The sequence below is a fragment of the Massiliimalia massiliensis genome (assembly GCF_900155615.1).
Lineage (GTDB): Bacteria > Bacillota > Clostridia > Oscillospirales > Ruminococcaceae > Massiliimalia > Massiliimalia massiliensis.
Genome location: NZ_FUHT01000003.1, coordinates 179,189 through 194,538 on the forward strand (window position 1 = coordinate 179,189; position 15,350 = coordinate 194,538).

The following is a 15,350-nucleotide window of genomic DNA, read 5'->3' on the forward strand; positions in this document are numbered from 1 at the left end:
TCAGTTGTTCTGATATCAGGGGAAAGGAAGTCTCTCCGCAAGAGATCCATGAAACCCCTTTTCCGCCTCAAGTGCGGCGGCAACCTCCAAAGGAAAGAAGTGATGATCATGAGAATTTTATTTGCAACCAGCGAAGCAGCTCCGTATAAAAAAACAGGCGGGCTGGGAGACGTCGCGTATGCGCTGCCGAATGAGCTGGCAAATCAGAAAGATGTTGAAGTCTCTGTATTTATGCCTTACTACAAATCTATTAAAACAAATCCTGATTACAAGGTGGAGTTTGTCACTAATTTTGGCGTTCCGCTGGGCTGGAGAAGCCTGTATTGCGGATTGTTCAAGGCGACGACGGAAAAAGACAACTGGTGCTATTATTTTCTGGACAATGATTACTATTTTGGGGGAAGAGACTCCACCTATGGCGATTATGACGATGGGGAGCGGTTTGCCTTTTTCAGCAAGGCGATCCTGGAATCCCTGATCCATATGGATGAAACACCGGATGTTATTCACTGCAACGACTGGCAGACGGCTTTGGTTCCGACCTTTTTAAAGGCAAATTACTGCCATATGGAACGGTTCCAGAAAATTAGGACGGTGTTTACCATCCACAACATTGAATACCAGGGCAAGATGCCGGACGCCTTCTTTCAGGATGTGCTGGGGCTGAACGAATATTGGTTTAACGTCCTGCACTATGGCGACTGCCTGAATTTGATGAAGGGCGCTATTGTGATGGCGGATAAGGTCACTACAGTATCCAAGACCTACTCCTATGAAATCCGGCACGCATATTTTGCGCACGGATTGCAGGACATCCTGCAGGAGTATGGATATAAGGTGGACGGCATTGTTAATGGGATTGATACGGATTTGTATAATCCGGCAACTGATCCAAAAATTTTTCAAAGCTATAAAGCCGGCGACCTGAAAGGAAAGGCGGCCAATAAAAGGATGCTTCAGGAGCGCCTGAAGCTTCCGGTAAACCCGGACGTCCCGATGATTGGCATGATTTCCAGACTGGTAGCCCATAAAGGGCTGGATTTGGTGGAATTTGTTGCGGATGAATTGATGCAGATGGATATCCAGCTTGTTGTAATCGGTACGGGAGAGGACAAATTCCAAAATCTGTTCTGGCGGATGGCATGGGAGCATCCGGATAAAATGTCTGCCAATATCCTGTTTGACCCGGTTTTGGCAAATCAGCTTTATGCGGGAGCCGACCTGTTCCTGATGCCGTCGCAGAGCGAGCCATGCGGCTTGTCCCAGCTTATTTCCATGCGTTACGGCACCATTCCGATTGTTCGGGAAACAGGCGGACTGTTTGACACAGTCCCGGCGTTAAATCCTGAAACGATGGAGGGAAGGGGCTTTACCTTCAAAACCTATAATGCGCATGATATGCTCCAGTCTATCCGGATGGCGATTGATTTCTGGCGGGATCAGAAAAAACGGGCAGTTCTGGTTAAGAATATTATGTCCTGTGATTTTTCCTGGAAGGAACCGGTAAAGCAGTACCTTGACATTTACAGGGGATTATAATTTGTGCGGAACGAGTGAAAAACGAAAGACGGAATATATGGATTTTGTCTAATTTTTATCTTGTTTTTTTGTGTATATTATCGTAAAATAAAGCTGTAATAAACAATAACTGTATCATATCCTTATGGATTGTACGCCATCCATAAGGATATTGTTTAGTCCGCTCCATTTTGCGGGCAGGGACTAAACCGCTTCCTTTTGGATAGAATATACCAGGAAGGGGATCGCGGGAACCCCCCTGTTTTGATCCCTCGCAGATAAAAACCGGATCAAAGTCAAAGAAAGGAAGCCTTTGCGAAGCAAGAGCCTGGTGATTAAGATGAAGAAAGAAATAAGAGAGTTGGAGAATGAGATGAAGAAAGAAACTGTATTGGAACAGTTAAGTGAGAAATGCCTACATACGTTTGGCTGTGACCTGGATGAAGCGACAAAGCAGCAGACCTATCGCGCCGTCTGCCTTGTTGTGCGGGATATCCTTGCGCAGCAGAGACGGGAATTTTGCAGTCAATATGAAAAGCAGCATGCAAAACAGGTTTTCTATATGTCTATGGAGTTCCTGGTTGGAACCTCCCTGCATAATAACCTTTATAATCTGGGGATAGAAGAGGTTTTTGAAGAGGCGCTGCACGATTTGAGCGTGGATCTCAAAGACCTATATGAAATTGAGCCGGACGCGGGCTTGGGCAACGGCGGGCTTGGCCGGCTAGCCTCCTGCTATATGGATTCCATGTCCTCTATGGATATTCCGGCGACGGGCTTCTCCCTGCGGTATGAATTTGGGATTTTTAAGCAGAAAATCATTGACGGCTGGCAGATGGAGTTTCCGGACAACTGGCTGGAGATGGGAGATGTCTGGCTGATTCCCAGAAAAGAGGACACAGTAGAGATTAAATTCGGCGGAAAAATCCATGAATGGATGGAGGATGGCAAGCTCAGGGTAGAACAGTACGATTATACGCCGGTTTTGGCTGTACCGTATGACATGTTCATTTCCGGATACCATTCCAACGCGGTGAATAAGCTGGTTTTGTGGAGTGCAAAATCTCCGAATAATATGGATATGAGTGCGTTTTCACGCGGCGATTATGTCAAGGCGATTGAACAGAACGCGATGGCAGAGGCTATTTCCAAGGTGCTTTATCCGGCGGACGACCATGTAGAAGGAAAAATCCTGCGGTTAAAACAGCAGTACCTGTTTGTTTCCGCTTCGCTGCAAAGTATTGTGAAAAGCCATCTGAAGCATTATGACAGCCTGGATTCCCTGCCGGAAAAGGTTGCGGTTCACATCAATGATACGCATCCGGCCCTCTGCGTGCCGGAGCTGCTGAGAATCCTGCTGGACGACTATGGGTACGATTGGGACACTGCATGGGATATCTGCCAGAGAACGCTGGCTTATACCAACCATACAGTCATGAGCGAGGCGCTGGAGCGCTGGCCGGAGCATATTTTCCGGGAACAGCTTCCGCGAATCCATCAGTTGGTTGCAGAAATTAACCGCCGGTTAGTAAACTATCTGAACACAGTTTATCCCGGGGATGTGGCAAAAATTGAATATATGGCGGTAATTGCCAATAATGAGGTGCGGATGGCGAACCTCTGCCTGGCCTGCTGCCACAAGGTGAACGGCGTTTCCAAGCTGCACAGCGACATTTTGACCCACAGCATTTTCCGGGATTATTATAATATTACGCCGGAGAAATTCACCAATGTCACCAATGGGATTGCTTACCGCCGGTGGCTGTGCCAGTCCAACCCGCGCCTGACAGAGAAGCTGAAGGAATGGATCGGGGACGGGTTTGTCAAAGACAGCACCGCGCTGGAAGGGCTAATGAAATATTATGACAATCCACAGGTGCTGGAAGAACTGCGAAAAATCAAACAGTATAACAAGCAGAATCTCTGCGGCTACATTGCCAAGACAAACGGAATCAATGTAGACCCGCATTCTATCTTCGATGTTCAGATCAAGCGGCTGCACGAGTACAAGCGGCAGCTCCTAAATGTACTGAATATTATGCACATGTACTGTGCGGTCAAGGAAAACCCGAACCTGGATATTCCGCCGAGAACCTTTGTATTTGCTGCAAAGGCCTCTGCAGGATATTTCATGGCAAAACAGGTGATCCGCCTGATTGACGCGGTTTCCAAAATGATTAACTCTGATCCGGCTGTCCGGGATAAGATTAAGGTAGTGTTCCTGGAGGATTATAAGGTTTCTCTGGCAGAAATTATCATTCCGGCGGCGGATATTTCCGAACAGATTTCGATTGCGGGAAAAGAGGCTTCCGGGACAGGAAACATGAAGCTGATGATCAATGGCGCGGTAACGCTGGGAACCCTGGACGGCGCCAATGTAGAAATCCACGAGCAGGTCGGAGATGAGAACATCTTCCTGTTTGGAATGACAGCCCAAGAGGTGGAGCAGCTGTGGCAAAAGGGCTATAACCCAATTGAGTACTACAACGCGAATCTCGAGCTGCGCCAGGTGGTTGACATGCTGACCTCAGGGGTGCTGGGCTCCCGGTTTGACGATATCCAGAAATCCTTACTCACCAATGCGTTTGGCGCGGCGGATGCGTATATGACTCTTGCAGACTTTGACTCTTATGTCAGGAAGCAGGAGGAGGTTTCTGCAGCCTATCTGGATCAGAGAAGGTTTACCAATATGTCCTTGGTTAACATTGCAAAAGCTGGATTATTCTCTTCTGACCGTGCGGTGGGAGAGTACGCGGACAATATCTGGCATGTAAAGGGCGTTCAATAAAGATAATGGATCAGTGAAACAGGCGCTGCTGTAAAACCCGATGGGTAGCAGCGCCTGTTTTCAACAAAGCGGAATTTTTTTATTTTGTAGGAAAGGAGCTTTGCATCAGGCAAAGCATGGTCATCAAGATGGAAGCTTTTTTTCAGAGCAGGCAGCAAAAATATAAATCGCCGTTTGGATGCATCCGGCAGGAAGAACCGTGCAGGGTGGCGGTTGAACTGAAGGCTGAAGGAAAACCAGCGGTATATCTGATTATAGAAGACGATATGGGCAATCGGTTAAGGGGAATCCCAATGCCGTATGCCGAAACGCAGGATCAGAAACATTCCTATGAATGTATCTTTTCTATTTCCGAATGCGGACTGTATTATTACTATTTCCAGGTTGACGACGGAACGGAAAAGCTATTGATACTGAAGAATCGGGGACAGGCGGCAGTGAATTCCGGCGGGAAATGGCAGCTTACCTGCTTTGCCAAGGAATACGATACGCCGAAAAGCTTTTGCGGGAAGGTGATGTACCAGATCTTTCCGGATCGTTTTTATCGGTCAGGGCAGTGCGACGCCAGCGATAAACTCAGGCCGTTTTCCCTGCATGAGAAGTGGAGTGAAACGCCGGAATACCGGCCCGATGCCAAGGGAATTATCCAAAACAATGATTTTTTTGGCGGGAACCTGAATGGGATAATCGAGAAGCTTCCCTATCTAAAAAACCTTGGCGTTGAGGTTCTTTACCTTAATCCGATTTTTAAAGCCTATTCAAACCACCGGTATGATACCTGCGACTATAAAAAGATAGACCCCTTGCTGGGAACGGAACAGGATTTTCAAAGGCTGGCCGGCCAGGCGCATCAGATGGGGATGAAGCTCCTGCTGGACGGCGTATTTTCCCATACAGGAGAACGCAGCATCTATTTCGATAAATATGAGGAGCATGGAAATCTCAGCGCCTGCAATCATCCGGACTCTCCTTACCGGAATTGGTTTCAGTTCGATACAAAGAACCCGAACGGATACCATTCCTGGTGGGGGATTAACACCCTGCCGTGTACCAATGAAATGGATCCGGGGTTCCTTGATTATGTGATCGACAGCGAGGACAGTGTGATCGCCCACTGGCTGAGACTGGGCGCGGACGGCTTTCGGCTGGACGTCGCGGATGAATTGCCGGATGAATTCATTAAAAGACTCCATCAGAGGGTGAAGGAGATCAAGCCGGACGCATTGGTTTTGGGCGAGGTTTGGGAGGACGCTTCCTATAAAATCAGCTACAGCGTTCGGCGGCGGTATTTTGTTGACCAGGAGCTGGATGCCACGATGAATTATCCGTATAAGGATGCGGTCATCGGCTTTGTGCAGGGAACAAAAAGTGCTGAGGAGCTGGCGGAAACGGTAATGAGCATTGCGGAGAATTATCCAAAGCCGGTATTGGACTGCGTTATGAACAGTCTATCCACCCATGACACCATGCGGATTCTGACCGTACTGGGTGTGGAGAACGCGCCGCAGAGACGCTCAGAACGGGCCGGATACCGAATGAGTGAACGGGAATACCGGTCAGCCACGGAAAAATTAAAGCTGGCCGCGTTTCTGCAGTTTGTGCTGCCGGGCTGCCCCTGTATTTATTATGGGGATGAAGCTGGGATGGAGGGCTTTGAAGACCCGTTTAACAGAGGATGCTTTCCGTGGGAACAGATAGACGGTTCTCTTTTTACCTTTTATCAGTCTCTGGCAAAGCTGAAGCAGGAGTATTCCGCCCTGCAGATTGGCAGTATCAGGCTTTTGTTCGCGGAAAACGGGGTGTGCTGTTTTGAAAGGGAGACAGAGGAAGAACACCTGGTATTTCTTGTCTCCGTACGGGATTCCTATGACTGTTTTCTGGAACATCAGCCGGTCACACTTGGAAATGCTGAGAGGCAGGAAAGCAGGCTTGTTCTTGAAAAATACGGTTATGTGTTGTTCCGTACAGATTAATGGGATGACCTTATAAAAAGGAGGGTACTGATATACCCTCCTTTAATTTTGCTTTCTTACAAGCTGATATTCATCGTCAAAGTGAAAATACGGACAATCAGAAAAGCTGCCCTGCATAAAGCGTGCCATTTCATCCTCATCCAGGGTCTGTTCACAAAAATAGCATTCGCAGGCCGCGTCATATACATAGTGGCTGCAGTATTCACAATTGGCTTGCTCTTTCATTGAAACTATCAGCTTTCGCTTTGGCGAAAGCGCTCCTTTCTGTATTAAATCTATCGATCCCGCGCATGGTAAAGGGCGGCATATGTGTTCTGTTCCGCGATCACAATTTAGTAAGATGGTGAAAAATACGGGGCAATCAGCTTTCGGTAAAACAAAAATCCCCACCAGATGCTTTCCGATGGGGATTTTTCCTTCGTGCTTAAAAAGTTAACGTTTGGAGAACTGCGGTGCGCGGCGAGCAGCTTTGAGACCGTATTTTTTACGTTCTTTCATTCTCGGGTCACGAGTCAGGAACCCAGCTTTTTTCAAAGCAGGACGCAGCTCTTCACTGTACTGCAATAAAGCTCTGGATAAACCGTGGCGGATTGCACCAGCCTGTCCGGTAACGCCGCCGCCGGTGACATTGCAGACAATGTCAAATTTACCGAGGGTATCGGTCAGGTTCAACGGCTGACGGACAATCAGCTTTAAGGTTTCCAGTCCAAAGTAATCGTCAATATCTCTGCCGTTGATGGTGATCGTACCAGTACCGGCATATACTCTTACGCGGGCAACAGAACTTTTTCTTCTTCCGGTGCCGTAGAAATAAGGTTTAGAATCGTACATCTGTAGTTGCCTCCTTCTTATAATGTGTAAGCTTCAGGTTTCTGAGCAGCATGGCCGTGTTCAGAGCCTTTTACAACTCTCAGGCGGCGGAGCTGGTTTCTACCCAAAACAGTGTCAGGAAGCATACCTTTTACAGCCAGCATCATGGCTTTTTCCGGATTGCTCTGCATTAAATGAGAATATTTGATTTCTTTCAGGCCGCCGATCCAGCCGGTGTGCCATCTGTAAAATTTCTGTTCCGCCTTGTTACCGGTTAAAACAGCTTTTTCACAGTTGATGATGATAACGTGATCGCCGCAGTCGCAGTGCGGTGCGAAAGAAGGTTTGTGTTTTCCACGCAATACGTGGGCAGCCTTAGCGGCAACACGCCCCAAAGGTTTTCCTTCGGCGTCTATCACATACCATTTGCGGCTAACTTCCTGAGCCTTTGGCATTGTAGTTGACATATTCGTTCCTCCAATATCATTTTGAATCAGTAACATGACCTATTATAATGAATTCAGAAGAAATCGTCAATTGAAATTTTTGGCTTATATTAAAATATATCTCTTATACTCTTAAAATCTCTTTATTTTGCTCTGTTTCTCTCTTTATCTCAACTTTCGTTTCATTTTTTGAATTTTGTCGAAAAGCTGGAGCCGGGACTCTAAAATGCGTTGGTTTTGGAGATTCTCACAATAGAATTTCCTCCAAAAGCAATATTTGACAGAGAAGCTTTTTGTTTTGAGTATGAATTTGATTGTTATTGTGGTATGATAGCATCAAGAAATCGAAAATAAGGGAGGATCACATATGAAAACGGTTAAAATCGCAATGATCGGTGTTGGCGCCATCAGCGGCATTTATCTGGAGAATATTACAAAAACATTCCATGAAATCGAGCTTGTGGGTGTATGCGACCTGATTCGTGAGCGTGCGGAAAAGGCACAGCAGGAATATCATGTCCCAAAGCTTTATGAAACGATGCATGACGCGTTTGCCGACAGCGAGGTGGATATTGTATTAAACCTTACCCGGCCATACGAACATTTTGAAGTGACCTCAGAAGCGCTGAAGGCCGGAAAACACGTCTATTCCGAAAAGCCGCTGGGCGCGACGCTGGAGGAAGGGGAAGCACTGGCAAAGCTGGCAGAGGAGAAGGGCCTGATGCTGGGCGGTGCTCCGGACACCTTTTTGGGTGCCGGAATCCAGACCTGCAGGGAACTGATTGACAAGGGAATGATCGGTGACCCGATTGGCGCGGCTGCGTTTATGGTCTGCCGCGGGCACGAGAGCTGGCATCCTGACCCGGCGTTTTATTACCAGTTTGGCGGCGGACCGATGATGGATATGGGGCCTTATTATGTCACCGCCCTGGTTAACCTGCTTGGAGGAGTGAAGGGTGTTACCGGCGTGACAAAATCCTCGTTCCCGAAACGGGTCATTACCAGCGAGCCGCATCGCGGGGAAATCGTGGATGTGGAAGTCCCGACCTATGTGACGGGTATTCTCGACTTTGAAAGCGGCGCGACAGGTACGATTTTCACTACCTTTGACGTTCACTACAAACAGCAGGCCCGGTTTGAGCTTTATGGCTCTGAGGGGACGCTTTTGATTCCCGACCCGAACTATTTCGGCGGGCAGATCCAGCTTTTGCGTCCGGAAGATGGGGAATACCGGGAAATCCCGCTCATGTTTGACTATAAGGAAAACAGCCGCGCTCTGGGCCTGGCAGATATGGCGAAGGCGCTGCAAACAGGACGGGAATTCCGCGCGGACGTCCAGCAGACGCTGCATGTCCTGGAAATTTTGACTGCGTTTGAAAAGAGCAGCGCAAAAAGGGCATATCTCCCGATTATCCATAGATATACCCGCCGCCAGCCGATGAAGCATAACCCAATCCACGGTATTTTAGATGAATAACAAAAAAGCCGCTGATATTATCAGCGGCTTTTTCTGTCCTTATTAGAAATATCGAATCGAGGCGATGACCTTGCCGAGGATGGCTACCTCGTTCACGATGATCGGGTCATAGTCGTCGTTTTCCGGCTGCAGGCGGTAATGCCCGTCCTCCTTATAGAAGGTTTTTGCAGTGGCGGAATCGTCTACCAGAGCCACCACGATTTCCCCGTTCCCCGCGACCGGAGTTTTCCGTACAATAACAGTATCTCCGTCAAAGATGCCGACGTTAATCATGCTGTCTCCCTGGATACGCAGCGCAAAGAGCTCGTCCGGATGTCCGAAGCCGCTGTCAAAGGGAACGTAGCCCTCGATATTTTCAATCGCTGTAATCGGCGCGCCGGCTGCAACCGCACCGACAATAGGGATACGCGAAACATTGGAATTCGGCAGGCGGATTGACCGGTTGGAGTTTCCGGTTTTTTCAATCAGCCCCTCCTCGCACAGTTCATTGATATAGCGGTGGACTGTAGAGGTCGATTTAATCCCGAGGTCTTTGCAGATTTCCCGGACAGTAGGGGAAATATCGTTCGAGATCCGGTCGACGATATATTCATAAATTAACTTTGACTTGTCATTCACAGGAGCCACCTCAACTTTATTTTCTTTATGGAAGATTTACTATATTGTAGCATATTTTCCGTATAAAGTCACGATTTTTTGTGACTTTTTATATAAATTCACATATTTTTAACACAATACAAGAAAAATGGTGTATAATAAAGACACTCATTAGATGAGTGAGTTTTATACTCTACCCTCCTCAATAAATACCCCTCAAGTAAGTATTTGCAAAAACGCGATGAAGCCCCCACTTCATCGCCGTTTTTGTGTCCGCAGTCTTTTTGGAGAACTGACGGCACAGGGGACGGGAATGAAGATGAAAAGGCGGTTTAGAATGGGCGTTTTGACAATGACAGTAGATATTCATGGCATGACAGCAGAGCAGGCCAAGCGGCTGCTGCTACAAAAAATTGACCGTCTGCCGAAGGATTATGGGCAGATTATTGTCATCCACGGGTATCACGCAGGAAACCGCTTGCAGACAATGGTGCGAAAAGAGCTGAAGCATACCCGTCTGAAACGGCGGATTCTTACGATGAATGCCGGGGAGACGATCCTGGTTATTGAATAGGGGATATTCGGAACGAACGTCCCGGTCAAAAGGACGCAAGCCTGAAACGCTGTTGAAAAGCAGCGTTTTTTATTTTTCAATTTTCATAGAAATGTCAAAGCATTTAACCGAATGGGTCAGCGCGCCGAGAGAGATGATATCCACCCCGGTTTTTGCCACGTCGGCAATATTGTCCAGCGTGATATTCCCGGAGGCCTCCAGCTTTGCGCGGCCTGCGGCCATCTCGACTGCCTTTGCCATAGCAGCGTAATCCATATTGTCCAGCATGATGACGTTGCAGCCGCAGTCAAGCGCTTCCTGCACCTCGTCGAGATTCCGGGTTTCAACCTCGATCATTACCATATGGCCAGTCCTGGCCCGCAGTGCGTTGACCGCCCCGGTAATTCCGCCGTAGGCGTCGATATGGTTGTCCTTAAGCATGGCGGCGTCGCTGAGGTTATAGCGGTGATTCCGTCCGCCGCCCACAACGACGGCATATTTCTGGATCGGGCGGAGCCCCGGCATGGTTTTCCGGGTACAGGCGATGGCTGCGTTCGTCCCGGCTGTCAGGTCGACGCATTTTCGTGTCGCGGTCGCAATACCGGACATGTGCTGAATCAGGTTTAACGCGGTACGTTCCCCTTTGAGCATTGCCTTTGTTTTGCCGGTGAACGTTACAATGATATCTCCCTTTTGCACTGGCTCGCCGTCTTTTTTGTAAATGGTATACTGCAGGGTATCGTCCAACAGGGTAAATACCCGCATCGCAATATCAATCCCGCAGACAATCCCGCTGTCCTTCGCCAGGAATTTTGCGTTGGAGACGCTGTCGTCGTCAATCAGGTAATCGGTAGTGACGTCGATATAATTGATATCCTCCTGCAAAGCGCGTTTGATCAGATCATCAATATAAAATAAGGGAAGTTCCATTTTCCTTTCTCCTTTACAGCAGTTCTTTTAAAATGATATACGCAACCGTAACCAGGCTGAGAGCCTCCACATAGTTGCGGTCAACCCGATAAGGCGTCTGTTCCAACATTTTTTTCAGTTCAGCGATCCGCTCATAGCCCTTGACAATTTCCTGCTGGTTCGGCACGACGAAATAGGCGCGCTGCATGATGGCGCGTGTTTCGGTACGGATGCCGGACGGCAGCGGCAGGGTGTTTTCATCCTCCGGGAATACAGCAGATTTAATCGGGCCGCCGGTTGATTTCATCAAGCGGTTGATTTCATCCGCAGCGCGGTGGGAGAATACGAGCGCCTCCAGCAGTGAGTTGCTGGCAAGCCGATTGTTTCCGTGGACGCCGGTATGGGAGCATTCCCCAGCGGCGTAAAGTCCGTCGATTGAGGTTTTTCCTTCGGTGGATACGTCGATCCCGCCCATGAGGTAATGCTGGCAGGGATAGACTGGAATTGGTTCTTTTGTCATATCAACGCCCTGCTTGAGGACATTTTCATAGATCATCGGGAACCGGTTTTTCACTGCTTCCGGATCCTTGTGGGTAATATCCAGGTAGAATTCACTGGAACCGGTTGCCTTCTCTTCTTCCATAATGGCGTGGGAGACAACGTCCCGCGGCGCCAGCTCCAGGCGCTCGTCATACTTCTGCATGAAGCGCTCTCTGTGGCAGTTCAGAAGATAAGCCCCTTCTCCGCGGACTGATTCGGAAATCAGGAAGGTCTCGCGGGTGAGCTTGTTGGCGAATCCGGTCGGATGAAACTGAACCAGGTGAAGGTTTCGGATTTTTGCGCCCAGGCGGTAGGCCAGCGCGATGCCGTCGCCGGTTGCAATTTTGGAGTTGGTCGTGTATTCATATACCCGTCCTATCCCACCGGTTGCCAGCAGGCAGTAATAGGAGCTGACCACCTGGTGTTCACCGTCTATGTAGATGTCAAAGCTAAAGTTTGTCCCTTTTTTTATTCCGCAGACAATGCTGTTTTCCGCTACATCGATATTCGGGCGGGACTTGACAGTCTCGATTAAGGTTTCCACGATAGCGCGCCCGGTGAAATCCTTGTGATGCAGGATTCTGGGCTTGGAGTGTCCGCCCTCCAGCGTGAAATGGATAGCTCCGTCAACCTTGTCAAAGTCAACCCCATACTCGATTAATTTGCGGACCTCCTGCGGGCCCTGGTTGACCAAAATGTCAACCGAATCCTTGTTGTTTTTAAAGCCTCCTGCGATCAGTGTATCGTTAAAATGGGAATCAACGCTGTCGTGCTGGGTATCAATTACTGCGGCCACACCGCCCTGTGCAAGAGCGGAATTGCTCAGCACCAAGCTCCGTTTGCAGAGCAGCAGAACACGCAGGGCCGGATCGAGGTTCAGCGCGCCATAAAGGCCCGCGACGCCGCTTCCAACAATTACGACATCATAATCTTTTTTCACATTGTTCACATCCCAAGGTCATTATTCAGTCTGATAGCTTATAAAAAGATATACTAATTTTAGTATATCACAATTGCTATTCCCCTCGCAACAGGTTTCTTTACTTTTTCATTTGTGACACCGAAAAAAGGATCATTTTGTCTGGGATTCGGCGCCAGTGAATAATTCGGTATGGATGCGGACAATACTGTTATTGCTGTTTTCTTTGGAAAAGTGCATAATTTGGAACCAGTTCCTGCCAGGGAAACTGAACAAACTGCGTTTCCTCGCAGGAAAGCCTGCAATTTTAGTTGACATTAGGGAGAAAGGGCATTACAATGAAAACAAAGAAACAGTTCGGTTGCAGGTTTTTTTATTATGATCAGAAGGAAGCAAGACAATTTTGAATTTCGTTTTTGCTGTGCTTTCTTCACCTCCGGTGTTCCAAAGAAGCGCATATGTGAACGGCTGACAAAGGGAATCCCCAATGAGTCGCTCTTGGATGAAAACCGGAATACATAAGAACATCAACAGAATATGGGGACGGAAAGATTCGGCGGAGCAGAAAATGCTCGGCTTTGTATTAATGTCGGCTTTCTTTTCCCATTTGTACGAAGAGAGGGGAATATTGTGCCAAAACAAACCACAAAACCAAATATACCATCAAAGAAAAGAAATTATCAGCATCGCAATCCAAAACCCGCGAACCTGATTGTTCAGGAGCCGCGTGAAATGACAATAGAGGAACGTCTGAAGGCACTGCGCTTTGCGGGTGAGAATCCGCAGGCTGAGGCAGTCTCAGAACCGCCGATGCAGAAAGCGGCGCCTGCTGCGGAAAAAGCCGCCCAAAAGCCTGCCGCGACCAAAAGACAGGGTGCAGCCGCACGGCGGGCGCCGGCCGCCAGGACGGCAGGGAAAAAACCGGTCGAAAAGCTGGCGGAGACCGGCAAAAAAACCACTTCGAAAGCCAAAGAGTCCGGAAAATCCAAGAGCTCTAAAAATAAAGTTGCACGGAAAACGCCTGTCCGGATTATCCCGCTGGGCGGCCTGCACGAAATTGGGAAAAACATTACGGTCTATGAGTGTGGAAACGATGCGTTCCTGGTTGACTGCGGGATGGGCTTCCCGGATGCGGACATGCTGGGGGTGGATCTGGTCATCCCGGATTTCACCTATCTGGAAAAGAACAAAGAAAAGATCCGCGGGATTGTGATTACTCACGGGCATGAAGACCATATCGGATCGATTCCATACCTGCTGAAACGAATGAACGTGCCGATCTACGGCACCAAGCTCACCATCGGGCTGATCGAAGGAAAATTAAAGGAGCATGGCCTGCTCGGAAAAGCAAACCTAAATGTAATTACTCCAAAACAGACCGTAAAAATGGGCTGCATGGCGGTGGAATTTATCCGCGTCAACCATTCGATCCCGGACGCTGTAGGGGTTGCGATCCACACGCCTGCCGGCGTAATTGTCTATACCGGGGACTTTAAGGTGGACTTTTCTCCGATTGAAGGAGAAATCATCGATTTGGCCCGCTTTGCAGAGCTGGGCAATAAAGGGGTATTGTGCCTGCTGTCCGACTCAACAAACGCGGAACGACCCGGCTCAACCATGAGTGAAAGCAAGGTTGGGCAGTCGTTCAATACCTTGTTTAACCAGGCGGAGGGAAAGCGGATCATCGTCGCAACCTTCTCCTCCAATATCCACCGGATACAGCAGATTGCGGACAATGCCATTAAATATGGCAGGAAGGTCGCGGTATCCGGCCGCAGCATGATCAATGTAGTAGGAAAGGCGATGGAGCTGGGCTATCTCAACGTGCCGGACAACCTGTTCATTGAGATTGATGCGATTAACCGTTATCCGGCTGATAAAATTGTTCTGATTACTACCGGAAGCCAGGGGGAACCGCTTTCCGCGTTATCCCGGATGGCATCTTCCGATCATCGGAAGGTCAGCGTTACGCCGAATGACTTTATTATCATTTCCGCCACGCCGATCCCGGGAAATGAAAAGCATGTGACCCGGGTGGTTAACGACCTGCTTCAGCTTGGCGCGGAAGTGATTTATGAGAAAATGTATGAAGTCCATGTATCCGGACATGCCTGTCAGGATGAGCTGAAGCTTCTGCTCTCCCTGACAAAGCCGAAGTATTTCATCCCGGTTCATGGGGAATATAAGCATCTTATCGCCCATTCACGTCTGGCGCGGTCGATTGGAATTCCTCCATCGAATATCCATATCGGCGATATCGGCCAGGTGATTCAGCTTGACAATGTCGAGATGAAGGTGATCGGGACAGTGGAGGCAGGCGGCGTGTTTGTCGACGGCTTGGGTGTCGGAGACGTCGGATCGATTGTTATCCGGGACAGGAAGCGCCTGGCACAGGACGGGCTGATTATTATTGTCGCCACCATTCAAAAGGAAACCGGACTTTGTATGGCAGGGCCGGATATTGTTTCCAGAGGGTTTGTCTATGTCCGGGAATCTGAGGAGCTGATGGAAGAGGCCAGGGTGATTGTTAAACGGGCGCTGGATAAATGCTTGGACAGCGGTGTGCGCGACTGGACAACAATTAAGAATGAAATCAAAGACGCGCTTTCCAGCTTTATCTTCCGCAAGACGAAACGCTCTCCTATGATTCTGCCGATTATGATGGAAGTTTAATATAAAGACTCGTAAGGAAAAGGACGGCCGCGGCCGTCCTTTTCTTTTTCTTCCGACAGAATTCCTTTGCTTTTTGAGCTAAAATATTGTATAATAGGTCTAACTAAATTTATGACGGGGAAGTTATTCCTAGCAAAAGGAGGACAA

At 48.6% G+C, this 15,350-nt stretch carries 12 protein-coding genes; 6 read left to right on the forward strand and 6 right to left on the reverse strand.

Annotation, left to right across the window (positions count from 1 at the left end):
* The first annotated feature begins 108 nt into the window (after positions 1–108).
* The 3 genes from glgA (at position 109) to CZ360_RS04905 (ending at position 6,279) form a co-directional block, all read left to right on the forward strand.
* Positions 109–1,539, forward strand: coding sequence for a glycogen synthase GlgA (gene glgA / locus CZ360_RS04895; RefSeq protein WP_077533756.1), 1,431 nt, complete (start codon positions 109–111; stop codon positions 1,537–1,539).
* Positions 1,540–1,831: 292 nt separating this feature from the next.
* Positions 1,832–4,306, forward strand: a complete 2,475-nt coding sequence (locus CZ360_RS04900; RefSeq protein ID WP_229407992.1) for a glycogen/starch/alpha-glucan phosphorylase — start codon at positions 1,832–1,834, stop codon at positions 4,304–4,306.
* Between the two features lie 128 nt (positions 4,307–4,434).
* Positions 4,435–6,279: a glycoside hydrolase family 13 protein gene (locus CZ360_RS04905; RefSeq protein ID WP_159438111.1), complete on the forward strand. Its 1,845-nt coding sequence runs from the start codon at positions 4,435–4,437 to the stop codon at positions 6,277–6,279.
* Positions 6,280–6,321: 42 nt separating this feature from the next.
* Here the strand turns inward: CZ360_RS04905 and CZ360_RS04910 are convergent, their stop codons facing one another.
* The 3 genes from CZ360_RS04910 to rplM all read right to left on the reverse strand — a co-directional run bounded on the left by CZ360_RS04910 (position 6,322) and on the right by rplM (position 7,556).
* Positions 6,322–6,504 carry a DUF6472 family protein gene (locus CZ360_RS04910; protein ID WP_077533093.1) on the reverse strand — a complete coding sequence of 61 codons (183 nt, stop codon included), beginning with the start codon at positions 6,502–6,504 and terminating at the stop codon, positions 6,322–6,324.
* Positions 6,505–6,711: 207 nt separating this feature from the next.
* Positions 6,712–7,110, reverse strand: coding sequence for a 30S ribosomal protein S9 (gene rpsI, locus CZ360_RS04915; protein WP_077533094.1), 399 nt, complete (start codon positions 7,108–7,110; stop codon positions 6,712–6,714).
* A gap of 17 nt (positions 7,111–7,127) precedes the next feature.
* A complete protein-coding gene (gene rplM / locus CZ360_RS04920; RefSeq protein WP_077533095.1) occupies positions 7,128–7,556 on the reverse strand; it encodes a 50S ribosomal protein L13 in 429 nt (142 codons plus the stop codon).
* A gap of 346 nt (positions 7,557–7,902) precedes the next feature.
* Between rplM and CZ360_RS04925 the strand changes: the two genes are divergently transcribed.
* Positions 7,903–9,012, forward strand: coding sequence for a Gfo/Idh/MocA family protein (locus CZ360_RS04925; RefSeq protein ID WP_077533096.1), 1,110 nt, complete (start codon positions 7,903–7,905; stop codon positions 9,010–9,012).
* A gap of 42 nt (positions 9,013–9,054) precedes the next feature.
* Here the strand turns inward: CZ360_RS04925 and lexA are convergent, their stop codons facing one another.
* On the reverse strand, positions 9,055–9,630 hold the full coding sequence (lexA, locus tag CZ360_RS04930) for a transcriptional repressor LexA (RefSeq protein WP_143530155.1): 576 nt from the start codon (positions 9,628–9,630) through the stop codon (positions 9,055–9,057).
* Between the two features lie 292 nt (positions 9,631–9,922).
* Here lexA and CZ360_RS04935 point away from each other — a divergent pair, with 292 nt between their 5' ends.
* Positions 9,923–10,183, forward strand: coding sequence for a Smr/MutS family protein (locus CZ360_RS04935; RefSeq protein WP_205411104.1), 261 nt, complete (start codon positions 9,923–9,925; stop codon positions 10,181–10,183).
* A 69-nt stretch (positions 10,184–10,252) separates the two neighbouring features.
* Here the strand turns inward: CZ360_RS04935 and nadC are convergent, their stop codons facing one another.
* Together nadC and nadB are read right to left on the reverse strand one after the other, a co-directional pair.
* Entirely contained in the window at positions 10,253–11,092 is an 840-nt protein-coding gene (gene nadC / locus CZ360_RS04940) for a carboxylating nicotinate-nucleotide diphosphorylase (RefSeq protein WP_077533098.1), read from the reverse strand.
* Positions 11,093–11,105: 13 nt separating this feature from the next.
* Positions 11,106–12,551 carry an L-aspartate oxidase gene (nadB, locus tag CZ360_RS04945; RefSeq protein ID WP_077533099.1) on the reverse strand — a complete coding sequence of 482 codons (1,446 nt, stop codon included), beginning with the start codon at positions 12,549–12,551 and terminating at the stop codon, positions 11,106–11,108.
* A gap of 609 nt (positions 12,552–13,160) precedes the next feature.
* Here nadB and CZ360_RS04955 point away from each other — a divergent pair.
* Complete coding sequence (locus CZ360_RS04955; protein ID WP_229407993.1) at positions 13,161–15,203, forward strand: ribonuclease J; 2,043 nt, start codon at positions 13,161–13,163, stop codon at positions 15,201–15,203.
* Positions 15,204–15,350: the final 147 nt, after the last annotated feature.